Origin of the sequence: Flavobacterium pallidum (assembly GCF_003097535.1) — a bacterium.
Lineage (GTDB): Bacteria > Bacteroidota > Bacteroidia > Flavobacteriales > Flavobacteriaceae > Flavobacterium > Flavobacterium pallidum.
Map to the genome: position 1 here is coordinate 2,869,843 of NZ_CP029187.1, position 22,346 is coordinate 2,892,188.

23 protein-coding genes are annotated in these 22,346 nt (G+C 42.7%); 11 read left to right on the forward strand and 12 right to left on the reverse strand.

The window, feature by feature from the left end; all coding sequences use genetic code 11:
• Nucleotides 1-120: 120 nt before the first annotated feature.
• The 4 genes from HYN49_RS11865 (at nucleotide 121) to HYN49_RS11880 (ending at nucleotide 2,150) form a co-directional block, all read left to right on the forward strand.
• Nucleotides 121-399 carry a hypothetical protein gene (locus tag HYN49_RS11865; RefSeq protein WP_108904315.1) on the forward strand — a complete coding sequence of 93 codons (279 nt, stop codon included), beginning with the start codon at nucleotides 121-123 and terminating at the stop codon, nucleotides 397-399.
• 89 nt (nucleotides 400-488) lie between these two features.
• Nucleotides 489-1,172, forward strand: coding sequence for a peptidoglycan DD-metalloendopeptidase family protein (locus HYN49_RS11870; protein WP_108904316.1), 684 nt, complete (start codon nucleotides 489-491; stop codon nucleotides 1,170-1,172).
• Complete coding sequence (locus tag HYN49_RS11875) at nucleotides 1,169-1,624, forward strand: RNA-binding protein (protein ID WP_108904317.1); 456 nt, start codon at nucleotides 1,169-1,171, stop codon at nucleotides 1,622-1,624. Before HYN49_RS11870 ends, HYN49_RS11875 begins: the two co-directional genes overlap by 4 nt.
• Before the next feature lie 52 nt (nucleotides 1,625-1,676).
• The gene (locus tag HYN49_RS11880) at nucleotides 1,677-2,150 is read left to right on the forward strand and encodes a nuclear transport factor 2 family protein (RefSeq protein ID WP_108904318.1); all 474 of its coding nucleotides are present in this window, start codon (nucleotides 1,677-1,679) and stop codon (nucleotides 2,148-2,150) included.
• 9 nt (nucleotides 2,151-2,159) lie between these two features.
• On the opposite strand, the gene HYN49_RS11885 is transcribed toward HYN49_RS11880, so the two are convergent.
• From HYN49_RS11885 to HYN49_RS11915, 7 genes are all read right to left on the reverse strand, one after another.
• On the reverse strand, nucleotides 2,160-3,200 hold the full coding sequence (locus HYN49_RS11885) for an o-succinylbenzoate synthase (RefSeq protein ID WP_108904319.1): 1,041 nt from the start codon (nucleotides 3,198-3,200) through the stop codon (nucleotides 2,160-2,162).
• Nucleotide 3,201: 1 nt separating this feature from the next.
• Nucleotides 3,202-4,398 carry a tetratricopeptide repeat protein gene (locus HYN49_RS11890; protein WP_108904320.1) on the reverse strand — a complete coding sequence of 399 codons (1,197 nt, stop codon included), beginning with the start codon at nucleotides 4,396-4,398 and terminating at the stop codon, nucleotides 3,202-3,204.
• A gap of 134 nt (nucleotides 4,399-4,532) precedes the next feature.
• Complete coding sequence (locus HYN49_RS11895; protein ID WP_108904321.1) at nucleotides 4,533-5,210, reverse strand: metal-dependent hydrolase; 678 nt, start codon at nucleotides 5,208-5,210, stop codon at nucleotides 4,533-4,535.
• 5 nt (nucleotides 5,211-5,215) lie between these two features.
• Nucleotides 5,216-6,187, reverse strand: a complete 972-nt coding sequence (menA, locus tag HYN49_RS11900; protein ID WP_108904322.1) for a 1,4-dihydroxy-2-naphthoate octaprenyltransferase — start codon at nucleotides 6,185-6,187, stop codon at nucleotides 5,216-5,218.
• A gap of 22 nt (nucleotides 6,188-6,209) precedes the next feature.
• Nucleotides 6,210-7,721, reverse strand: coding sequence for a PH domain-containing protein (locus tag HYN49_RS11905; protein WP_108904323.1), 1,512 nt, complete (start codon nucleotides 7,719-7,721; stop codon nucleotides 6,210-6,212).
• Complete coding sequence (locus tag HYN49_RS11910; RefSeq protein WP_108904324.1) at nucleotides 7,721-8,236, reverse strand: PH domain-containing protein; 516 nt, start codon at nucleotides 8,234-8,236, stop codon at nucleotides 7,721-7,723. Before HYN49_RS11910 ends, HYN49_RS11905 begins: the two co-directional genes overlap by 1 nt.
• A gap of 42 nt (nucleotides 8,237-8,278) precedes the next feature.
• On the reverse strand, nucleotides 8,279-9,121 hold the full coding sequence (locus tag HYN49_RS11915; protein ID WP_181368955.1) for a 1,4-dihydroxy-2-naphthoyl-CoA synthase: 843 nt from the start codon (nucleotides 9,119-9,121) through the stop codon (nucleotides 8,279-8,281).
• 70 nt (nucleotides 9,122-9,191) lie between these two features.
• On the opposite strand from HYN49_RS11915, the gene HYN49_RS11920 reads away from it, so the two are divergent.
• Together HYN49_RS11920 and HYN49_RS11925 are read left to right on the forward strand one after the other, a co-directional pair.
• The gene (locus HYN49_RS11920; protein WP_108904325.1) at nucleotides 9,192-10,298 is read left to right on the forward strand and encodes a C1 family peptidase; all 1,107 of its coding nucleotides are present in this window, start codon (nucleotides 9,192-9,194) and stop codon (nucleotides 10,296-10,298) included.
• A complete protein-coding gene (locus HYN49_RS11925) occupies nucleotides 10,298-10,729 on the forward strand; it encodes a PH domain-containing protein (RefSeq protein ID WP_108904326.1) in 432 nt (143 codons plus the stop codon). Before HYN49_RS11920 ends, HYN49_RS11925 begins: the two co-directional genes overlap by 1 nt.
• On the opposite strand, the gene ygiD is transcribed toward HYN49_RS11925, so the two are convergent.
• Nucleotides 10,726-11,556, reverse strand: a complete 831-nt coding sequence (gene ygiD, locus HYN49_RS11930) for a 4,5-DOPA-extradiol-dioxygenase (protein WP_108904327.1) — start codon at nucleotides 11,554-11,556, stop codon at nucleotides 10,726-10,728. The two genes, HYN49_RS11925 and ygiD, sit on opposite strands and share 4 nt — an antisense overlap.
• Before the next feature lies 1 nt (nucleotide 11,557).
• Nucleotides 11,558-12,397, reverse strand: coding sequence for a CvfB family protein (locus HYN49_RS11935; RefSeq protein WP_108904328.1), 840 nt, complete (start codon nucleotides 12,395-12,397; stop codon nucleotides 11,558-11,560).
• Nucleotides 12,398-12,542: 145 nt separating this feature from the next.
• On the opposite strand from HYN49_RS11935, the gene HYN49_RS11940 reads away from it, so the two are divergent.
• Complete coding sequence (locus HYN49_RS11940) at nucleotides 12,543-13,109, forward strand: YdeI/OmpD-associated family protein (protein ID WP_108904329.1); 567 nt, start codon at nucleotides 12,543-12,545, stop codon at nucleotides 13,107-13,109.
• Here HYN49_RS11940 and menD read toward each other — a convergent pair.
• Entirely contained in the window at nucleotides 13,102-14,757 is a 1,656-nt protein-coding gene (gene menD / locus HYN49_RS11945) for a 2-succinyl-5-enolpyruvyl-6-hydroxy-3-cyclohexene-1-carboxylic-acid synthase (protein WP_108904330.1), read from the reverse strand. The genes HYN49_RS11940 and menD overlap by 8 nt on opposite strands.
• Nucleotides 14,758-14,865: 108 nt before the next feature.
• On the opposite strand from menD, the gene HYN49_RS11950 reads away from it, so the two are divergent.
• Nucleotides 14,866-16,044, forward strand: a complete 1,179-nt coding sequence (locus HYN49_RS11950; RefSeq protein ID WP_245892178.1) for a thioredoxin family protein — start codon at nucleotides 14,866-14,868, stop codon at nucleotides 16,042-16,044.
• 1 nt (nucleotide 16,045) lies between these two features.
• On the forward strand, nucleotides 16,046-16,543 hold the full coding sequence (locus tag HYN49_RS11955; RefSeq protein ID WP_108904331.1) for a GNAT family N-acetyltransferase: 498 nt from the start codon (nucleotides 16,046-16,048) through the stop codon (nucleotides 16,541-16,543).
• A 22-nt stretch (nucleotides 16,544-16,565) separates the two neighbouring features.
• On the opposite strand, the gene HYN49_RS11960 is transcribed toward HYN49_RS11955, so the two are convergent.
• A complete protein-coding gene (locus HYN49_RS11960) occupies nucleotides 16,566-17,186 on the reverse strand; it encodes a glutathione peroxidase (RefSeq protein WP_108904332.1) in 621 nt (206 codons plus the stop codon).
• Nucleotides 17,187-17,344: 158 nt separating this feature from the next.
• Between HYN49_RS11960 and HYN49_RS11965 the strand changes: the two genes are divergently transcribed.
• Both HYN49_RS11965 and HYN49_RS11970 read left to right on the forward strand, forming a co-directional pair.
• Nucleotides 17,345-17,875, forward strand: coding sequence for an RNA polymerase sigma factor (locus HYN49_RS11965; RefSeq protein WP_108905059.1), 531 nt, complete (start codon nucleotides 17,345-17,347; stop codon nucleotides 17,873-17,875).
• Complete coding sequence (locus HYN49_RS11970; protein WP_108904333.1) at nucleotides 17,876-18,670, forward strand: anti-sigma factor; 795 nt, start codon at nucleotides 17,876-17,878, stop codon at nucleotides 18,668-18,670.
• A gap of 366 nt (nucleotides 18,671-19,036) precedes the next feature.
• Here HYN49_RS11970 and ccsA read toward each other — a convergent pair whose 3' ends face one another.
• Nucleotides 19,037-22,192 carry a cytochrome c biogenesis protein gene (gene ccsA, locus HYN49_RS11975; protein ID WP_108904334.1) on the reverse strand — a complete coding sequence of 1,052 codons (3,156 nt, stop codon included), beginning with the start codon at nucleotides 22,190-22,192 and terminating at the stop codon, nucleotides 19,037-19,039.
• Between the last annotated feature and the right edge of the window lie 154 nt (nucleotides 22,193-22,346).

Below are 22,346 nucleotides of genomic sequence, written 5' to 3' on the forward strand. Positions count from 1 at the left end.
TTTTAAAATTTAGGATTATTTTAAGTGTTGCTTTTTATTATTTCTTTAACTTAAGGCTTTAAAATAAAATCTGCCGTAGTAAGTTATTGCAGTAAGTAACAATTAAAAAAACCTAAACTTATGAAAAAAGTAATCCTGATGGCCGCCATGATTTCATCGTTAGCGATCGTATCATGCAAAAAAGACGCTCCTGCTCCACCACCGGCACCTGAAGCACCACCTGCAGAAGTACCAGCCCCTCCGCCACCTCCAGCTCCTGAGACAGCGCCTGCAAAAGCTGAAGACGGCACGACTGTAACAGTCGGAAAAGACGGTGTGGATGTGAGTACCAAAACAGAAACGAAAAGCACCACAGTGGAAGTAAATAAAAAAGGTGCCGCCGTCGAAGTGAAGAAATAGAAAAATCTTAATTTAAAGTTATAATGCCAGCATAATTATTTTATGTTGGCATTTTTTATTTTAACTTTAAGCAACTAAAACCAGTATCTATGACTATTTTCGAAAATTTCCTTTACGACATCCAAAAAGTGAAAGTACTCGATAACGATATCCACATCAGTAAATATGTCGCCATTGACCTTTCGGAAAAGCAAACCGACCATTCCAGGAAATTCCTCGAAGATCCCAATCATTTTCAATCCTTTATTGACGATTATCTTCGCACCAATAACGCCCTGGTGGCGTATGGAGGCTACAATGAAAAAAGAACGCTTTACCATCACAATGAACTTTTTAACGATGAGGAAAGCGCAGAACGCAACATGCACATCGGGTTTGATTTCTGGGCAAAAGCAGGCACAAAAGTAGTTGCACCGCTTGATGCCACCGTTCATAGTTTCGATTACAATACCGGCGAAGGGAATTATGGACCGACTGTGATCCTTGAGCATCAGATTGACGGGCATCATTTTTACACACTCTACGGGCACCTGTCGATTGAAAGCATTGAAAATATTGAAATCGGCGATCATATAGGCCGAAATCAGGTTTTTGCTTCAATCGGTGATATGTCCGTCAACGGGAATTATGCTCCGCACCTGCACTTCCAGATTATTATTGACCTTGAGGGCTATTTCGGGGATTATCCCGGGGTTTCTTCGGAAGATGATCTGCCCCATTATTTAAAGAACTGCCCTGATCCGGATTTGCTTTTTAAATTATCAACACCATGAGAAGCATTTGCATCAGCTGCCTCATCTGCCTTTTTCTAGTAAGCTGTAAAGCGAAGAAAACAGTGCCGAAATTTGTAAAAGTGGAACCGACAGAAGTGAATTCCGCTTCAAAAAACCGTGCTTACGAGTTGGGTAAACGCATCTTAAGCAGCTGCAATACCTCACGCTTCAAGCCATTTACAACCAGCGAGGCAACCACAGAGATCATCAAAAACATCACACCTGAAAAAATCACCAAGACCTGCCAGAAGTTCCTTATAAAATATGGCAAGTTCCAGGACATCAAATTGGCCCAGGTGTTGCAGAATAAATCAGATAATTCATTGATATTTAGGTATAAAGCAGACTATCAATGGAAACATACCGTCAGGGAGTTGCGCGTGACTGTAAATTCAGACGGAAAAGTTTCTGCTATAAAATCAGCGAACTGGGCAGAAAATTATGTCCCCTGAAGACTGCCTTGAGCGTTTATAACCACATGATTAACCCGTTTATATTTTTTAAATGAATCCGAACCAACAACTTATCGAAGAATTTTACGCTGCATTCGCCAGCCACAATCCGGATACCATGGCGAGCTGTTACCATCCGGATGTAATTTTCCAGGACCCTGTTTTCGGAATATTAAAAGGGAAAGACGTCAGCGACATGTGGCACATGCTTATTGAACGCAGCAAAGGGAATCTGGAAATTGAGTTTTCGCAAATCATCGCCGAAGGACACTCAGGATCGGCCGTCTGGGTCGCGAAGTACACTTTCAGCAGTACAAACCGGAATGTAGTGAATGTCATTCATGCACAATTTGAATTCAGGGACGGACTCATTTTCCGGCATACCGACCATTTTAAGATATGGAAATGGAGCCAGCAGGCGTTGGGATTTAAAGGGTTTTTACTGGGATGGACGGGATTTCTCCAAAATAAAATACAGCAGCAGGCGCTCCATTCGCTTCGCAAATACCAATCCGGAAAATCCTGATGAAATAGTTTATGATTCTAAATTGAATTCCTGTGATACCGCTTTATCATACCAAAGCGCACCACTTCTCACTTCTAGCGGACCGTCAAAATTATTGCTATAGAGCGCACCTGTACCCAATCCTTGCGGCATCGGATTCTGAAGGGTATAAGTCCATTGCGCAATCGCATTCAGTCCAATATTGCTTTCCAGTGCGGAAGTCACCCACCAACCGATATTGTATTTTTCGGCGAGCTCAATCCATTCGGTCGTACCGCGAAACCCACCAATAAAACTCGGTTTTAAAATGATGTATTGTGGCAGGATTTTTTGCAATAGATTTTCCTTTTCAGCATAATCAGCCACACCAATCAATTCTTCATCCAATGCGATGGAAAGAGAAGTGCTTTTGCAGAGCCCTGCCATACTGTCAGTATGATTTTTTGGAATCGGTTGTTCGATACTATGTAATTTAAATTCAGATAGTTGTATTATTTTATATAAAGCTGAATCTAAAGAGAAAGCGCCGTTCGCATCAACCCGGATTTCGATTTGCTCCGGTGTAAAATGACTACGGATAAAGCGCAATAATCCGAGTTCTTTCTCAAAATCGATAGCGCCTATTTTGAGTTTAATGCATGAAAACCCTGCGTGGATTTTTTCCTCAATCTGTTGTTTCATAAAAGCCTCGTCACCCATCCAGACCAGGCCGTTTATTGGAATTGATTTTGTGCCGTCGGTAAATTCCGATGGAAACAGGAGGAATGGATTTTGCGATTCCAATGAGCGGAAAGCCATTTCAACTCCGAACTGTATCGAGGGAAATTCACGTAAAGATTCCCACAATTGCTGCACTCCTAAATGGATATGGCTGCAAACCCATTTTAATTTCTCTTCATAGTCGTCACGGTCGTCAAAACTTAAACCGCGCAGGATGCCACATTCTCCTATTCCCTTTTTACCGTCATGTTCAATCACGAGGAACCAGGTTTCCTTTTGGGTAAGGATGCCGCGCGACGTTCCTGAAGGCCGTTTGAAATCAAGAAAATACCTATGATAAGACGCTTTCAAATTATTGGAATAATTTTAAGATACGCTCAAAATCCCCTGAATCAATCTTCGCCGACCTGAAATCGTTAAAATCAGCGGTGGCTTTTTCTTTCCAGCTTAAGGAAGCCGTAACATTCTGCATCATGTATTTCTTATGCAGTGCTTTTGCTGCCTGGAAATCATTATTTAGAAGATAAGCATGTGCGAGATTCAGCTTAATCAGAAGTTCCGAATTATCCAATTTTTCGCCTTCCTTAAATGCCTTTATTGCTTTTTCATATTGTTTCGAATACAGATAATACTGACCGATAGCGTTGTAATCCAGAGCTTTTGCAGTACCGCGGTCTATAATCCCGGCCTGGAGCAACCTGATCGCTTCGTTGTATTTCCTGTTTTTGAAATGCTTTGCCGCATCATTCCTGATGTTGGACTGTATCGAAAGATTGTCTTCGGATTTTGAAAGGCAGGAATTTCCAAGGTCCTTGAAAACTTTGGTTTTTTCGACTGCAAGGAGTTTCGAATACTGGTCGTAAGTATATTTTTTCTGCATTTTCTCTAGAATACAAACGCAGTAATCGTCCGGAGAAAGCATCAATTCGGCAATATCAGAAGTTTTACTGATGGCCAGAATATTTTTACGGTTTTCGACAGTCCAGCCGCGGTTCAGGTTCCTGTCGACCCATGGCACGACTTCCAGCACAATTTTCGCCTTCATAAGCCAATTCTTGCTTTCAAACCCGAACCACATCGCATCGCTGCCGAAACAGGACGATTTATCAATAGAAAGCCTTTTGGCGTCTTTGCTTAAGGGATCACTTTGTTTCCAGCAGGATTTATCGGTTTTGCCTTCCTTGACATATGCCGATGCGTTTTTTTCTGATGAAAACACGGCATAAGTGCATTTGTCGTCACCCGAAACTTTTGACATCAGGAAAACCGCACCTGCTGATCCCTGGCTGATTCCCGTAGGATCCGGAATCGATTTCAATACAGAAACCAGGCTGTTTGCCATTTGCTGGTTGTCGTCAAGCAGCGTAATCCGGAAAACAACTTCGGTGGTTCCGGTTGGAAAATCCTCGGTGCGGATAACGATGCGGTCGCCGGCACCGAGCTTTATTTCCTTGGTTGTTGCACGGTCTTTATCCCAATATCCTTCAGGCTGGGCAAAAACCCATTGGCTGATGATGAGGAAAAGGCAAATGATGTTTTTTGTTTTCATGTTTGGGAAAGCGTGGCATTAGCCCGGATGGAAGCGGCATCCTTTTTTATTTTTTTGAAAAATGCGCTTTGACTGCGCTTAAGCGTGACAAAAATAAAAAAGATATAGCGGACAGCCGGATGAGCTCCTAAAAATTATAAATCGATCGAATCGCCTATATCCAAAAGCATTAAATCTTTGCCTTTGTCGAAAAACTGGCGGATGGCTTTTTCTTTGTTGATGATGATGTAGCCAAAAGTATCGTAATGCACGCCAAGGACTTTGTCACATTCCACGAAATCTGAAGCGATGATCGCATCTTCGATATCCATTGTAAAATTATCACCGATGGGCAAAATGGCTAAATCCAGTTTTGTACGCAACGGGATCAGCTTCATATCCATAGTAAGCGCAGTATCGCCGGCGATGTAAATATTCTTGTGTTCGCCTTCAATTACAAAGCCGCCCGGGTTGCCACCGTAAGTCATGTCCGGAAACTGGCTTGAATGGATCGCGTTGACGTATTTGACTTTTCCGAAATCAAACTGCTTGCTGCCGCCGTGGTTTAATGGATGCGCCCTGAAGCCTTTTCCTTCATAATATGACGCGATTTCAGCATTGGAAACGATGACTGCATTGGTGCGTTTCGCAATGGCTTCGACATCAAGCACGTGATCGCCATGGGCATGTGTGAGCAGGATGTAATCTGCTTTAAGCGAATGGATGTTGATGTGCGACGCCTTATCATTGGCGGAAATGTAAGGGTCTACGAGAATATTTTTTCCGCTCACCTCAATGCCGAGTGATGCGTGTCCGTAAAAGGTTATTTTCATGGTATTTAGTTTTGTTGTGTAAAATATAGGTAAATCTGCAGCAATATGTCCGTAAAGAAATAAATCATCGAAAGCGCCAGCAATATGGATAACGCAAAGGTACTTAAGGCCAGTTTTTTAAGTTCCGGATCGAGTTTTTTCGGGTCTTTGTTTTTGGCGACCGTGATCAAATGCTTGATAATCGGGATGTAAGCCAAAAGGAAAATATAAATGTCGGCGTTGAATTCCCCTGGATTAGCATCCTTATACAAATCAAAGCAAATCGCGAAAATCAAGGCCAGAACCATCGCTGAGACTAACAGAAAGTAATGGTAGACTTTCGCTTTGGCACCGCCTATTTTTACGACAATGGTATTTTTATTCGATTTCCTGTCTGATTCCTCATCGCGCATATTGTTCAGGTTCAGTACGCCGGTGCTCAGAAAACCGATTGCCATGGCCGGAAGGATCAGCAAAGGATCGATTGTTTTCAAGACCATAAAACTCACCCCGATCGTACTTACCAGGCCAAAGAAAATGAATACGAATACGTCGCCGTAACCTCGGTATCCGTAAGCCGTATCCCCAACCGTATAACGGATTGCGGAGAAAATCGCCAGGATTCCGAGTATGAGATAAAACAGTGAATAGGTAATGTTCGTGTCCCGAAAGGCCACATAAATTAATGCTACAGCCGAGCACAACGTCAAAACTGAAGTGATCATAATCGCCTTTTTCATCGCCTGCGGGGAAATCACGCCACTTTGTATCGCGCGCTTCGGCCCGACGCGGTCATCGTTGTCCGTGCCCTTCATACCATCACCGTAATCATTGGCAAAGTTGGAAAGTATCTGCAGCAGCAGCGTGGTACTTAATGCCGATATGACGATTTTCCAATTAAAAATAGACTGTGACATCGCATAAAAACTCCCAACAATAATGCCTGATACGGAAAGTGGTAATGTCCTGACCCTTGCGGCTTCGATCCAATGTTTCATTTTAGTGATAATTATTTATTAACTACATCCAATTGCTGTCGGACGTTTCCAGTTCATACAGCCATAAATTCGCGTAACTTCTGATGGTCTCAAAATTCCCGAGCTGAAAGCTGATGTTTCCGCCTGCGGTGTGCAAGGTTACAGAACCAATGTTGAGATTCTTATGCCAGAATAATTGCGATGTGGTAACCGCCTGGATTTTCTGAGGCTCGATGATTTCGTTGCTGATATCCCATGCCCCGCTTTGTTTTATGATAAAATCATCATGAATAAAAAGGCGGTTGTTCCTGAATTTGAAGTATTGCAGCAGGGCCAGCAACACAATATAAATACCGACAAAATAATACAGGTTTTCATTTTCAGTACCGCTATAACTTTTGATGAAGAAAAATCCGGAAACCGGGATTACTATGGTCAGGAATATCGAAAATACGAGCTTGCGCCAATTCGGCAGCAACATGAGCCCTTTCTGCGGAAGCGAATGGAACATCAGTTTTAAGATTTCATCGCGTTCGGCGGCATTGCAGCCCGGGATTTCGATAGCCGTATTTTTTTGCTCTTTCTCACCGCTGGTTGCCTGGCGGATGCGCATTTGGAGGATGCCCATTTTCTTTTGGAAATAATTCTGCGTAACGACAGCAATCTGTACTTTTTCAGGTTTCAGGATGGTACTTTTGGTATTCAATAGACCAAAGGAAAGCAACAGTGTGCCTTGCTGCTTTTGAATCGTAAAATCAAAATAACGCAACACCATCCTGAAGACGTTAACGATGATAATCACAGCAAAAATCAACAATGTTACAACGATAATCAATTCAACCACAGTAAATTGCGAAACATAACTGTCTATCCGGCCAGTATCGATATTATCGCCGCCGTAAACCTGTTTCACATTTTCATAGGTCGAAAAGAAAAAGGCCAGCATCAGCAGGAAGCTTTTTACATAATTCGATGTGATGCCCATCTTAAGCAGGCTGGGAAAACTGATTTTTACGAATGGCACAGGCGATTCGGCAATATTATCCTGGAATGCCTCACCTGTTTCGTAAAAAACTTCTACAACCGGTTTACTGAAATTATGTTCGAGAAGACGCGTTTTCAGATCAGTGGCAATCGCATGTGATATGGCTTTAATCGAGACTTCTTCTTTTGAAGAACCGGCAGTATCGACATCGAGCGAATGCACGCCGATAATCTTCTGGATCAGTGATTGCTTAATATTGACCTGTTGTATTTTATTGAGGTTAATGGTGGTTCGGGATTTATTCAGGACGCCTTCGGTAATGACAAATTCGTCATGCTCACTATCCAGGAAAAAAGTAAAATTGATGTACTTCAGCCATGCAATAACGCCGATAAAGACTAATATTCCAATGATTGCAGCCCCAACATATAATTGTGGGATTTTCGGGTTGATCACCAATACGATCAGGATAGGGAATAATGCCTTGGCCAAATGCCTCACCGTATCGAAGAACATGACGATGATCCCAACTGCGGACTGCCTTTGCGGCTGACTGAAATCGGGTTTCATTATAGCTTTTTTTGAATTTTGCCCATCAGGAGCTGTTTGATGTTTTCGGCCTCCACTTTCTCGATACCGGGGATTTCAATATCGCTCGAACCACCACCTGCAGTAAATATTTCTACTTTCGCCAGACCGAACATCCGTGAAATAAACCCTTCATGTAACGAGACATGCTGCACTCTGTTATAAGGAATTACGATGGTATTTGTAGCAATTACACCCCGCCTGAATATCACGTCGTGCTCACGGAATGCGTAGGCTTTCTTCTTAAATCCAAAGCGCAGGAACAGCAGCAATATAATGGTAAAAACTACATAGGCAAGGCTGATTTCCATCTGATATTCCACCCATTCCTCAATATTATAGGAAGCAAAACCCAAAGCGATTCCTACGATAATCATCACGATTAAAGTGTTAATCATGATGACTTTGCAATAAAAGCGATGGAGTCTGGTCATTTCAACGGCTTCGAATCTCGGAAGCTGCTTCGTATCAATTGTCTTATTCGTAAAATTTTCCATATTTTCTGTCTGTTAACTGAACACTGCTACTGCCAACTGTCCTTACGGCAGCCATTTGTTTTTCCCGAAATCCGGCCTGCGTTTTTCAAGGAATGCATTGCGGCCTTCCTTGGCTTCTTCAGTCATATAAGCCAAGCGCGTCGCTTCGCCGGCAAAAACCTGCTGACCGACCATGCCATCATCGGTAAGGTTCATCGCAAATTTAAGCATCTTGATCGAGGTCGGGGATTTCTGCAGGATTTCCTGGGCCCATTCGTAGGCCGTATCTTCCAATTCCGCATGGGGAATTACCGCATTGACCATCCCCATTTCAAAAGCGTCCTGGGCAGAATAATTGCGCCCTAGGAAAAATATCTCACGGGCCTTCTTCTGCCCTACCATTTTAGCAAGGTAAGCAGAACCGTAACCGCCATCGAAACTCGTTACATCGGCATCTGTCTGTTTAAAAATCGCGTGTTCCTTACTGGCCAAAGTCATATCGCAAACCACGTGCAGGCTGTGTCCGCCACCTACTGCCCAGCCTGGAACTACGGCAATGACGACTTTCGGCATAAAACGTATCAGACGCTGCACTTCAAGGATATTCAATCTATGCTGCCCGTCGTCACCAATATACCCCTGATGGCCGCGGGCATTCTGGTCGCCGCCGCTGCAGAAAGAATAAACGCCATCTTTTGTTGAAGGCCCTTCTGCGGAAAGCAAAATCACGCCTATCGAAGTATCTTCCTGCGCGTCATAAAAAGCCTGGTACAATTCGCTCGTGGTTTTCGGTCGGAAAGCATTCCTTACATTCGGGCGGTTGAACGCGATGCGCGCCACGCCATTGGATTTCCTGTAAGTGATGTCTTCAAAATCTTTAACAGTTTCCCACTGTATTTGAGCCATATTTATATTATTTTAGCGTAAAAATAAACCATTTTTCAGACTTAAATAAACAAAAACCAACTTAAATAAAATGAAAAAAAGCATTTTCAGCTTAGCATTGCTGTCGATCGGATTTTGCGGTTACAGCCAAGCCTATGAATTCCAAACTGTTAAAGATATTGAAGCAACACCAATTATTTCGCAGGACCAGACCGGAACCTGCTGGAGCTTCTCCACCACCTCTTTCCTTGAAGCCGAAATCATCAGGATTACAGGAAAGCCGATCGATCTTTCGGAAATGTTTAATGTAAGGCATACCTATGATAAAAAAGCATGGACGTATGTCATGCGCCAGGGGCATGCGCAATTCGGCGAAGGCGGTTTGGCGCATGATGTCATCAACAGTGCTAAGGAATTTGGCGTTGTTCCGGAAGATGCCTACACCGGCTTGACGGGAAGCGCCACAAAATACAATCATGCCAAGATGGTCGCCGAACTTGAAAAAATGTTAAAAGGTTATGCCGATCCGGGAAAAAAATTATCACCTGAATGGAAAAGTGAAGTCAAGAAAGTGCTTGATGAAACTTTAGGAAAATCGGTTACCGAATTCAATTACCAGGGGAAAATGTACACGCCGAAAAGCTTCCTGGAAATGACAAAACTGAAACTCCAGGATTATGTGACAATTTCGTCTTATATTAACGAGCCGTATTATAAACCGTTCATTCTTGACATTCCGGACAATTTTTCTAACGGAAGTTTCTACAACATGCCTTTGGATGAATTCATGCAGAATATCGACAACGCCATTGATAAAGGCTATACTCTGGCTTTGGATATCGATGTTACCGAAGATACTTTTTCAGCAGACAAACAATTGGCGGTAATCCCAGCCGATGATGCCGATAAGAAATCAATCCTGACAGAAATCAAGCCTGAAAGACAGATCACGCCGGATTTCCGCCAGGCCGAATTTGAGAATTTCGACACCACTGATGATCATTTGATGCACATCGTCGGGAAAGTGAAAGACCAGAAAGGCAATATGTATTATAAAGTGAAAAATTCGTGGGGAAGCAAAGGCCCGCATTCAGGATTCGTTTATATGAGCGTTCCTTATGTGCGCCTGAAAGCGATTTCGGTTTTGGTACACAAAGATGGGCTGCTTAAGAAAACCAAAAAAGAATTGGGCGTATAATGACTGTTTTTCGTTCTGCTAAAAGTACTGCGACAATGATCATCATGTGGGTATTGGTAATTGCATTGCCGATACCCATCATTTTTGCTGCATTCCAGGAAGAACAAGGTACCCTAATAATCCCGATGGTAATTGTTTTACTGATTGAAGCGTTTTTTATTTCGATGGTTCTGGATACAAAATATACCGTTGACGGGGAGATTTTATTTTATCGCTCAGGGCCGATCAGGGGAAAGATTGACATTTCAAAAATCCGGAAGATCGAAGAGAACAATTCGTTTGTAAAATACAGTACATTAAAACCCGGATTGAGCAACAGGGGATTTGTAATACATTTCAATACATTCGACGATATTTTCATTTCGCCGGATAATAAGGAAGCATTCGTAAAATTATTATTGCAGATAAATCCCGGGATCCAGGTTTGTTAACCCCATTTCACCGACGTCATCGTCAGGGAACCGCCAACGGCTTTATCATTAAAAAATCGGATATCGTCACCATTTTGCTGTAACGCCATCGCATATAGCAACGGATAATAATGATCCGGAGTCGGAATCGCTAATTTTGCCGCAGCATGCAGTTTTTCATAGTTGATCAACGATGATGTGTCGCATTTACCAAGCTTTTCCTTGAAAACATCATTCATTTCAATAACCCAATCGAAACCGTATTCGGGCTCGTTTAATTTATCCCAGGCGACCATCCTTAAATTGTGTACCATATTGCCGCTGCCGATGATCAGCACGCCTTTTTTACGTAAGGAAACCAGCTGCTGCGCCAGTTCGAAATGATACTGCGGCGGTTTGGCATAATCAATGCTTAATTGCAGCACAGGAATGTCCGCATCAGGATACATATGGCGCACGACGGTCCAGGTGCCATGGTCCAAACCCCAATCGTGGTCGAGTCCGACATCAGTTTTAGTGATGATTTTTTTAGTGGCTTCCGCCAAGGCAGGTTCCCCCGGCGCAGGATATTGCACTTCAAACAATTCCTTCGGAAATCCGCCGAAATCGTGGATGGTTTTCGGATTTGGCATCGCGGTGATGTGCGTGCCCTGTGTAAGCCAATGTGCAGAAATAACGAGCACAGCCTTAGGCTTTGGAATTTCCCGGCCCATTTTCGCCCAGCCTTCAGAAAATTCATTTTGCTCAATGCCATTCATTGGCGAACCGTGACCAATAAACAATACCGGATGACGGCTGTCTTCCTCGTTCAGATCCTGTGTCCAGTTATGAAATTGGTGCAATGACATATTACAAAAGGTAAATCCCGTCTTCTTTTATATCAATCAGTTTTTGCTTGTATAACGCCCCAATCGATTGCTTGAACGTTTTCTTGCTCATCTGCAACACGGTCTTAATATCTTCAGGATCGCTGCTGTCATTTAATCGCAGGAAACCACCACGGCTGGCTTTGAGTTCGTCCAGGATTTTCTGCGCATTCGATTCAATCTTTTCATAACCGGGTTTTTCCAGCGACACATCAATCTTGTTGTCCGGGCGGATCGTTTTGATATAACCGATAGCGTGATCTCCCGTGCGGACACCGTCTTCAAAAACCTCATTTTTATACAGCAGGCCTTTGTGTGTTTCGTTGATGATAACATTGATCCCAAGGTCTGTAATATGTGAAACAATAAGGTTTACTTCATCACCAACCTGTACCGTAAGGTTTTCATTGCTCAAAAATTGATTGATTTTACTCGATGCGACCAAACGGTTGGTCTTTTCATCCAGGTACAAATGCACAAGATAGCGCTTGCCCTTTTCCATCGGTCGCGCCTGTTCACGATACGGCACCAGAATGTCTTTTTCCAGTCCCCAGTCAAGGAATGCGCCTACCTTATTCACATAATTAACACGCAGCAATGCAAATTCATTCAGCACCATATAAGGCTCTAAAGTCGTCGCAACCGGGCGTTCCTCATGGTCGAGGTATACGAAAACCGCAATCATATCCCCTATTTCATATTGTTCAGGCACATATTTATTGGGAAGCAAAATACCTTCGGCTTCGGGGCTTTCGCCTAAAAACAAGCCGACTTTCGTACTTCTTAAAATCTGTAACGTATTGTATTTTCCTATCTCGATCATCGTTGTAAAATCAGGTGGCAAAGGTACGAAGTTGCTTTGGTTTTATACTGAAAGGCTTAAAATTAGTCGCATGCCATCAATTATTTTAAATTGTGGATTTTAAATTTTAAATTAGGCATCCCAACCGATCCTTAAACTTTACATTTTGAGCAATAATAATCCTCTCTTTTTTGAAACCGCAGCCGACTTCAGGAAATGGCTCGAAAAAAACCACGACAAATGCACCGAATTAATCGTCGGTTATTATCGCGTAAACAGTGGAAAACCCAGTATGAACTGGCCAGATTCCGTAGACCAGGCGCTGAGTTTTGGCTGGATTGACGGCCACCTCAAACCCGTTGACGAAATTTCATATACGAGGCGCTTCACACCCAGAAAACCAAACAGCATCTGGAGCAACGTCAACATCAGGAAAGCGGAAAAACTCATTTCAGAAGGGCTGATGCACGAATCGGGAATGGCGGCCTATAATCTGCGGAAGCCTGAAAAAACAGGTATTTATGGTTTTGAAAAGCCTTTGCAGGAATTGGATAAGAGTTTGGAAAAAGCATTCAGGGCAAACAAAAAAGCATGGGAATTCTTTGATAAGCAAGCGCCTTCTTACAAAAAAATCATCATCCATTGGCTGATGGCCGCAAAGCAGGAAAAAACGCAGTTTTCACGTTTGGAAAAAATCATACAGGCAAGCCTGGAAGGCAAAAAAATCAGGTGAGTTCCCGGAAATACTGCAATAAAACGCTATCATTTACCGATGTCGGAGTGAAAATCTCGAGAATTGCAGGTTCATCATCCGATGCGAATAGGTTTGAAATCCCTTTTTCAAGGGAATTTTCATCAGCAGCCGCGATGTAACGAAATCCATACATTTTCGCAAGATGTTCTGCCGTCAAATCATGTTCCGTTTCAAAATAGGTGTTGAAAACCGGCGTTTCCTGATGCCCAGGCAAAATCCTGAAAATGCCGCCGCCACCGTTATTGACAAGGATAATCTTGAAGTTTTCCGGGATATAATGGTTCCAAAGCGCATTGCTGTCATACAAAAAACCAATATCGCCGGTAATCAATGTGGTTTGTTTTTTGGAAGCCACTGCCGCTCCAATAGCTGTTGACGTGCTGCCGTCAATCCCGCTTGTACCGCGATTGCAGAACACTTCAATGGAAGGGTCAATTTCGATTAACTGTGCATATCTGATGGCTGCGCTGTTGCTGATCTGCAACTGCGAATTTTTACGAAGTGCGGGAATGATTCGAGCAAAAACCCTGAAATCACAAAATGGGATTTTTGATAAATAGTCGTTATGGCGTTGATGCCTTAAATCTTTGAGACGTTGCCCTAAAGCTTTGTAATGGCTATCTGTTGTCTTGTCTACCGGAGCAACATTTTTAAAAAAATCATTTACAGCAGTTTCAAAATGCTGCGTCAAAACCCCGAAAGTATCATACGCCCGCAACGGATCGATGTGCCAGTGATGCTCAGGTTTATATTTCCTCAGGAAAGCCTTGATGCGTTTTGAAACCACCATACCACCAAATGTAATCAGCAAATCAGGTTTGAAGGTCTCAAAATCATCGGTTGTAAATGGCGTAATGATGGTGTCGATGTTGTTGATAAAAGACGGATGGTGCAGGTTTGACGTCGTTTCGGTCATGACCACCACAGAAGGGTCTTCGGCAAAAAACCGAATTGCGTTTTCATTGATAATTCCGGGGTCGTTTACCCCAACAAGCACCAGTTTTTTCGAAGCATTGTTCCATATTTCAGCAAATTGACCTGAGATACCAATTACAGGAGTTGTTGCTTCTATTTCAGAAACAATCGGGTTTACGGAAATTCCTGAAACGGTTTCATACAAAGGTTCTTCAAACGGCGCATTGATATGCACAGGTCCTCTCTTAACGATGCTGATATCAATCGCTGTATTGATAGCCGCATCATTTTCTGCGGAAGCGTCTGCTACAAGATTGGCATTGTAAAGCGAATGGTTCGCATATACATTTTGCTGCCGGATCGTTTGCCCATCGCCAATGTCAATTTTATCGAGCGGCCTGTCGGCAGAAATCACAACAAGCGGGATCTGGCTGTAAAATGCCTCCGCAAACGCCGGGTAATAATTGAGCAAAGCCGACCCCGAAGTACACACTAAAGCTGCCGGCTGGTGCAATTGCTGCGCCATTCCCAACGCAAAAAAAGCCGCGCAGCGCTCATCGGCGATACTATAACATTTGAATCGTGGCTGGCTTGCGAAACCGATCGTAAGCGGCGCGTTCCTCGATCCTGGTGAAATAACGATGTGGCGGATTCCTTTCAATGCGCAAATTTCGATTATGCTTTGCGCCAAAGGGATTTTAGGGAAGGTCATCTGGGAATTTTTGTATCGCAAATTTACGAATTATTTAGCGTTAAAGCACTCATGGCAGCCATCATTCTGCAAACTTTTTGATTAAATTTGTTTTCCTAAAAATGCAATATGAATCATTTTTTTAAGTGCCTTTTGGTTTTATTTTTTATGAATAGCTCTGTCGCGCAAAACGGGGTGCAGTTTGAGGAAATCCCTTATAAAGAGGCCATCGCTAAAGCAAAAGCCACGCACAAACCTTTGTTTTACATGATTTATGCCACATGGTGCCCGCATTGTGAGAAAATGAGGCATGAGGTTTTTACTGACGATAAAATTGGAGATTATTTCAACTCAACTTTCATTAATGTAATGATTGACGGTGAAAAAGGCGAAGGCCCCGAATTGCGGAAAAAATTTGGCTTAAAGGCCTTTCCCGGATTGCTTTTCATCGACGGGAATGAGACGCTGCTTTACAGCCTTACTGGTGAATTTAAAGCAGATGATTTATTGGCTGAAGCCAAAAACGCGCTGATTCCTGAAAAGCAGCTTCCTTATTTAAAAGATGCTTTTTATGCCGACCCAACGAATGCTGATAAATGCCTTGCTTACCTTATTACACTCAGAAAAGGCAGCGACAGGAAGGCACTTTCCCCCGCAGCTCATGTTTATCTGGCGACGCAGACTGAGGAAAAACTTCCGAGCGCCATAAACTGGCGTATCATTGCAAACGCTGTCACAGATGTTGATTCGCGCGAGTTTCGATACGTATTAAAACATCAGGATCAGTTTGCAGCAGTAGCATCGCCCTTGCGTGTACAGCGGAAAATCGAAAATATCGTAACGGAAATGCTGGATCCATTTGTGGCAAATATGGACAGCATAGGCTATAAATCCCAGCGCATAAAGGTAAAATCAATCCAGTTGCGTAAAGTCGATTCGCTGGTCTTCTCCTATGATATGATGCTGGCTGAGCGTACCGGTGACTGGAAAAATTATAAGAAAGCCACTATTGACGGTGTGGAAAAGTACGTTTGGACAAACCAGAAAATCCTTAAGGAGATTGCGAATGTTTACCTGCAGCACCTGGCCGATCCGGAAAGCCTGACTGATGCCATAAAATGGACAAAACATGCCTTGGAACTCATGGATTCTTATGATGGAAATATCATTTTGGCAAAATTATACCTCAAAGCCAACGACAGGAAACAAGCGGCCATCTATGCCCGGAAAGCCAAAGAGCTCACCAAAAATCTCGGCTGGAATTCGCAGGAAGCAGATGCCCTTTTTAAAGAATTAAACATCAACTGATATGGCTGTTACCATCCGAAATGCCGCTACAGAAGATATTCCTGCGATATTGGAAATCGTAAACCATTCCATCTTATTTTCTACTGCCATATATGATTATGAGGCGCGCACGCTGCAGCAACAGCAGGATTGGTTTGCCGAGAAAAAAGCCGATGGCTATCCTGTAATCGTAGCGGAAATCGATGGTGAAATTGCAGGGTTTGGCACGTATGGAAGTTTCCGCGTGAAGGTGGCTTATCAGCACACCATCGAACATTCAGTGTATGTTTCAGAGGAATTCAAGGGCCGTGGTGTGGGAAAATTATTGCTGGCCGAATTGATCCAGCTCGCAAAACTAGGCAATTACCATGTTATGATTGGCTGCATCGATGCTGAAAATGCAGACAGTATCGGGTTTCATGAAAAATTTGGTTTTGAAATCACGGGAACCCTGAGTGAAGTCGGATTTAAATTCGGGCGCTGGCTCGATCTGGTACTGATGCAACTGATCATAAAATAAAAAGAGCCCGAAGGCTCCTAATTTATTCTTTCTTTGGCGCTGAATCTGCAGGCGGGTCAATCCATGAAGTGATTGCGGGATCGAGCGGACTTACTTTGGATTCAAGCACCTTTATCAGATTGCCATTTTCATCAATCAGGAATTTCTGGAAGTTCCATTTTACTTCGAAATTCCGCAGGCCGTTGAGCTTTTCTTCCGTAAGGAATTGATATACCTTGTTTTTATTATTGCCAGTTACAGATACTTTTGCCATCATAGGAAAAGTTACACCGTAGTTCTTTTTACAGAAAGCGGCAATATCCTTGTTGGTCCCGGGTTCCTGTTCGCCGAAATCATTCGACGGAAATCCGATAATCACGAAATTCTTGTCCTTATAGCGTTGGTACAGCTCTTCCAGTTCCTTATATTGTGGTGTAAAACCGCATTCAGATGCCGTGTTGACGATCATGACTTTCTTGCCTTTCAGCGTGGAGAAATTGAATTGCTTGTCTTCAATATCCCTGGCGTTAAAATCATGGAGTTTTTTGGGCTGGGCTTTCGGGGTATCATCCATAGGTTGGGAACTTATATTTGTCTGCTGCGCAAAATTAAAATGTGTACTGAAGCATAACAGGCATGTGGCTAAAAAAGTGATTTTTTTCATCTTAAAAATTTTAGCTAAAAGTAATTAAAAGTTGTGGAATATAAAATTTCAAATTCCATTCTTTCATTTTTGTTTAGCCAAATTCCGATTTGTTAAGACAATGCTTCCTTTTTTACTTAAGAATTTATATGTTTGTATGGAACATAAATCCATACGAAATGACCCAGGAAGAATTATTGCCGCTTGTTTTGAAGAAAGATGACCGTGCATTTACGCTATTGTATGACATGTATTCCAAGAATCTATATGGTGTGATTTACAATCTCGTACGCGATCGTGAAGAAGCTGAAGACGTGCTTCAGGAAGTATTTGTAAAGATTTGGAAGAACATCGAAACGTACAATGAAAGCAAAGGAAGATTTTTCACGTGGATACTGAATATTGCACGGAATACCACCATTGATAAACTGCGTTCGAAAGGATTTAACAACAGCCGTAAAAACCTGAGTGCAGATAATTTCGTACATCTGCTTGATGACAGCAATAAACTGACCAACCGTATCGACACGATCGGGATCAGGGAATTTGTCAAGAAATTAAAGCCAAAGTGCATCCAGATTATTGATTTGTTGTTTTTTAAAGGCTACACGCAACAGGAAGCATCGGAAGAACTTGAAATCCCTCTGGGCACGGTAAAAACGCAGAACAGGAATTGTATGAATGATTTGAGAAACTTTTTACAGGTATAAATGGAAATTACAACATATATAGAATCAGGGATTTTAGAACTTTACGTTTTCGGGAATCTGACCGATGATGAAATGAAGGAAGTCGGTGAAATGGCCCAAAACCACCAGGAAATAAGGGATGAGATTTTATCTATTGAAAAAGCTGTCATCAGCCTCTCTTTCAGTATGTCGCCTTACTTGTCTGCAGCTAATTTTGACCGCATCCGCAGACAGCTCATCGAAAAGCATCAGGGTGTTGTTGACATCAAAAAACGAAGCAATGCCGGATCTTACATCGGTTGGGCGGCGGCAATATTGTTGCTTGCCGGCACTTATTATTTCTATGACCAAAATGAATCGGCCAAAAACCAGGTCGTAACCGTAGAAGCTGAAAAAACTAAAATGAAGGGCGATATGGATGCCATGCAGGCCAAAAGCAAAAACACGGAAAACATGCTTGCCTTCATACGTGATGAAAATAATGTAATCATACCGCTCGGAGGGCAAACCGTAGCGCCCGAAGCCAAAGCCAGGATCTATTGGAATAAATCCACACAGGCGGTTTATGTCGATGCCAGCGGATTGCCGGAGCCACCGGAAGGAAAAGTGTACCAGATATGGTCATTGCAGCTGAGTCCGCAACTGGTACCTACAAGCATTGGTTTGTTAGCCGACTTTAAAACCAATGACCACAAGATGTTTGCCGTTGACAGCACCGCTTCGCCACAGGGATTCGGGATTACGCTCGAGCCTGCCGGCGGAAGTGCCACGCCAACGATGGAGCAGCTGTATACTTTAGGCGTGGTGAAAGTTTAAATTACCAACTACTATAAATAAAAAAGGTTCCATTATTGGAGCCTTTTTTATTTCTCAAACTGTTAGCGTAAAATTTCTGAAACTTTTTAAATCCTAATGCCATGCCAAACTTTAACAAATGCTGTGGATTTTGCGCAATGCAAAAAGATTTTAATTTCTTAGGGATTGTATCTTCCCTTCCCCTAAGGTAAAAATACTCATTTTTCAGAACATGTTATTACGTAAAATCCACAACAATTCTTAAAATCAATACCAATTGCATTTACAGTGGAATTACTTTTAACAACGTGGGGAATTTTTACAGCATTTATTTTTATTTGCTGCTCAAACATCCTGCCACTTTGGTATAAAGTTGCTGATAACATTTTACTTTTTATAAAACTTCCGTTGCTTGCTGTAAGTAATCAATCCCAAAACAGCAATAAAAATCATGCTGTACCACATCCAATCAAGTGATTTGGCTTCACCACTTGCATAGGAATGCAGGCCGGTAAGGTGGAAATTCACACCATAATAAGTAAACAAAATCGAAAGAAACCCGAACATACTCATCAGGTTGAAGATCCATTTACCGCGAAGTGCGGGTACGAACCTGGCATGAATGACAAACGCATACACCATAATACTGATCAATGCCCAGGTTTCCTTCGGGTCCCAGCCCCAATACCTGCCCCAGCTTTCATTGGCCCATTGCCCGCCGAGGAAATTCCCAATCGTCAGCATCACCAAACCAATCGTAAGCGACATTTCATTGATGTATGTGATCTCCTGAATGTTGAGTTTCATCTTCTCCTTGTTCTTCTCGGTGGTGAATAGAATCAGCAACAATGAAACGAAGCCCAATACCATCCCGAGCGCAAACGGGCCATAACTCGCCACAATTACCGCCACGTGGATCATCAGCCAATACGAATTCAGTACAGGCTGCAGGTTGGCAATTTCAGGATCGACCCAATTCGCATAAGCTGCCATTAAAATGATAGAGGTTACAAATGCAGATGCGGCCACGGTCAGTTTCGATTTCCTGTCGAATGCCAGTCCGAAGAACATCGTGGCCCAGGCTACATAAACAATGGCTTCGTATGCGTTGCTCCACGGTGCGTGCCCGGAAATATACCAACGCGCAATCAATCCAACGGTGTGTGTTACGAAAAGCAGGCCGACAATAACATGCATCATATTGACCAGGATTCGCATAAACTTATTTTCCTTGAAAATCCGGATAATTACGAAAATCATCATCAGGATTCCCGCGGTCATGTACATGAAAAACAGGTTCCGGAAGATGTTGATTTTGTTATATAATATTTCGGATGAGATTTTATCCTCGCTTGGCATCACTCTCGCGCCGTATTTCTTCTGGTATTTCGAAATGCCGTCAAGGTAAAAATCCGGTTCCTTATATTTTTTATTGATTGCGGCCGTTGCCAATGAATTCAGGTAAATCGGTACAATTTGTTTTGTAAAAACAGAATCCATCCCGGTGATGTGTGCCATCCCCAATTCTGCGGAAGCGATCCATTTGTTGTTCTTATCGCCGGGAACAGGGAAAATCCTGAGAATGGTCCCAGACAAAGCCGAATTCATCAGGTTCATTTTTTTGTCCGTTTCTACAAAATCCTTTTCAAACTGCGTCGGATTCACCGCACCATAAGCTTTGTCAAGGTATGGCGAGAGTTTGTAATTCAGGTTTTTGTCAAAAAAGTTGATGAAACGCGCAAACTTCTGTTCCGCCGGAATGCCGATGATTTTACGGATGCTGTCGTTTCCGGGTTTGATGTAAATGATCGGTACCTCATACCAAAGTTTAGGGAACTGTGTCATCGACAGGAACACCTGATCTGCATTCATGCAATTATAAGTATCGGAATGGCTCACTTTACGCAGCAATTCGGAAGAAAAAGTATTCACAGGTTTCATCCTTCCGCCTACATCCTGCACGACGATACGCCCGAATTTCGAAGCATGCGCTTCACTTACCTTGTATTTGGTCAGGATCGCATTCACTTCATCCTGCGTTGGCGGACGCTGCTCGTGCTGTGCATTGACGGTTAATCCAAAAAATAAAACCAATAGCATCAATAGCCTGGCTTTCTTGTCCTTGACTTTTTCGAGTTTGCGCTTCAGGTCCGCAAAGCGTGAATGTTTCGTAAACATAATCGCCATCAGCCCGAAAAAAAGCATAAAGTATCCAATGTAAGTAATCGTCGTACCCCAAAAATCGTGGTTTACCGACAATCTGGTGCCCATTTCATCGGGATCATAAGAAGCCTGAAAGAAACGGAATCCTTTATAATCCAATACATTATTCATGAAAATACGTGCGTCGAATTTCTCTTTACTGCCATCCAAAGTGTCTAAAACCGTCACCTTGCTTTCAAATGAAGAATAACTTTTTTCCGTTCCCGGGTACTTTTCAGCAATGAAATCGTTGAGTTTTACAAAAAACGGCGTGTTGTAAATTTTATTCCCGAAAGACAAAGTGAATTCCAGATTCCCGGAATTGAAGGTTTTAGTCTTCCCGGGATCGGTAATGCCGCTCATTAAGGCGACTTCTTTTTCTTTCCCTTCAGCGATGACTTTTACGACCAGGACATCATCGGTTTCCTTATCCTTATAATCGTTATTTGAAACATAATCCTCGATGCCTTTAATCGCAGGCTCAGGAAAAACGAACTGGCCGCCACCCACATTGTAGAGTGAGCGCAGCATCAGGTTTTGTGCAGAATCCCTGACTACTTTACCCTGCATCTTATCCGCCATGCGCATAAAATTCCCCTCAAAAGGCGTGCGTATGGTGAGATCGGAAGCATCACCGGTAATGTTGATTGCGCCCTGTGTGGGCTTGTTGAATGCAAAAAGCAGGTTGTGAATTTCCTCCACCTGCCCTTCCTTCAGGAAATGTTCATGGCGCGTGCCGCCACCGGCTTCAACCATCTTCAGGTATAAAACGCCATTTTTATCGGCCTTGATTTCAGGCTTGGCGTTCATGATGTATTTTACATATTTTACTTCATATGGTATATCTGCAAATTTGTCGCTGATGGAAAAATCGTTGTTCGTTACCGGCGACATCAGCAATTCCTTTTCCTTGATTTTGCGTTTCAATCCGCCTTTATATTGGCCGTCGATGCTTACGGTAAGGTAATTTTTCTCGGAATAAAACTCGTTCGTTTTTGCACCTTCACGTATCAGCATCATGCCTTCATAACTGATGTACCGGGTTATTCCGGCGCCAATTAAGATAAAAATAAACGCCAGGTGCAAGATCAGCGTGGCCCATTTTTCCTTTTTGTAAAGCTGGTACCGTTTGATATTTCCAAGAAAATTTACCAGAAACAGCAAATGGATCAACTCAAACCACCAGGTGTTGTAAATCCAGATTCGCGCTGTCGCGGTATTATAGTCATTTTCGATGAATGTCCCGGCTCCCATGGCTATGGCATAAGACAGGAAAAGTACCGCCATTAAACGTGTCGAAAAGAAAAAAGAAGCCAGGCGGGAGAGTATTTTATGATCCATTTATTTGGAAAATTTATTGCGTAAAAAAGTCGGACAAAAGTACGCAAAAATCTTACGTAAGTAATTTTGATTACTGTATTATTCTGTTAAAATCGGGATTGAAAATCTTCTTTTCTCCGAATCCGTTTATTAAAGCTTTTATTGTATTTTTATT

Bases quoted from the DNA above. Each gene is read 5' to 3' on its own strand.
- HYN49_RS11865 (WP_108904315.1), top strand. From the start codon at position 121: ATGAAAAAAGTAATCCTGATGGCCGCCATGATTTCATCGTTAGCGATC.
- HYN49_RS11870 (WP_108904316.1), top strand. From the start codon at position 489: ATGACTATTTTCGAAAATTTCCTTTACGACATCCAAAAAGTGAAAGTA.
- HYN49_RS11875 (WP_108904317.1), top strand. From the start codon at position 1,169: ATGAGAAGCATTTGCATCAGCTGCCTCATCTGCCTTTTTCTAGTAAGC.
- HYN49_RS11880 (WP_108904318.1), top strand. From the start codon at position 1,677: ATGAATCCGAACCAACAACTTATCGAAGAATTTTACGCTGCATTCGCC.
- HYN49_RS11890 (WP_108904320.1), bottom strand. From the start codon at position 4,398: ATGAAAACAAAAAACATCATTTGCCTTTTCCTCATCATCAGCCAATGG.
- HYN49_RS11895 (WP_108904321.1), bottom strand. From the start codon at position 5,210: ATGAAAATAACCTTTTACGGACACGCATCACTCGGCATTGAGGTGAGC.
- menA (WP_108904322.1), bottom strand. From the start codon at position 6,187: ATGAAACATTGGATCGAAGCCGCAAGGGTCAGGACATTACCACTTTCC.
- HYN49_RS11905 (WP_108904323.1), bottom strand. From the start codon at position 7,721: ATGAAACCCGATTTCAGTCAGCCGCAAAGGCAGTCCGCAGTTGGGATC.
- HYN49_RS11910 (WP_108904324.1), bottom strand. From the start codon at position 8,236: ATGGAAAATTTTACGAATAAGACAATTGATACGAAGCAGCTTCCGAGA.
- HYN49_RS11915 (WP_181368955.1), bottom strand. From the start codon at position 9,121: ATGGCTCAAATACAGTGGGAAACTGTTAAAGATTTTGAAGACATCACT.
- HYN49_RS11920 (WP_108904325.1), top strand. From the start codon at position 9,192: ATGAAAAAAAGCATTTTCAGCTTAGCATTGCTGTCGATCGGATTTTGC.
- HYN49_RS11925 (WP_108904326.1), top strand. From the start codon at position 10,298: ATGACTGTTTTTCGTTCTGCTAAAAGTACTGCGACAATGATCATCATG.
- ygiD (WP_108904327.1), bottom strand. From the start codon at position 11,556: ATGTCATTGCACCAATTTCATAACTGGACACAGGATCTGAACGAGGAA.
- HYN49_RS11935 (WP_108904328.1), bottom strand. From the start codon at position 12,397: ATGATCGAGATAGGAAAATACAATACGTTACAGATTTTAAGAAGTACG.
- menD (WP_108904330.1), bottom strand. From the start codon at position 14,757: ATGACCTTCCCTAAAATCCCTTTGGCGCAAAGCATAATCGAAATTTGC.
- HYN49_RS11950 (WP_245892178.1), top strand. From the start codon at position 14,866: ATGAATCATTTTTTTAAGTGCCTTTTGGTTTTATTTTTTATGAATAGC.
- HYN49_RS11955 (WP_108904331.1), top strand. From the start codon at position 16,046: ATGGCTGTTACCATCCGAAATGCCGCTACAGAAGATATTCCTGCGATA.
- HYN49_RS11960 (WP_108904332.1), bottom strand. From the start codon at position 17,186: ATGAAAAAAATCACTTTTTTAGCCACATGCCTGTTATGCTTCAGTACA.
- HYN49_RS11965 (WP_108905059.1), top strand. From the start codon at position 17,345: ATGACCCAGGAAGAATTATTGCCGCTTGTTTTGAAGAAAGATGACCGT.
- HYN49_RS11970 (WP_108904333.1), top strand. From the start codon at position 17,876: ATGGAAATTACAACATATATAGAATCAGGGATTTTAGAACTTTACGTT.
- ccsA (WP_108904334.1), bottom strand. From the start codon at position 22,192: ATGGATCATAAAATACTCTCCCGCCTGGCTTCTTTTTTCTTTTCGACA.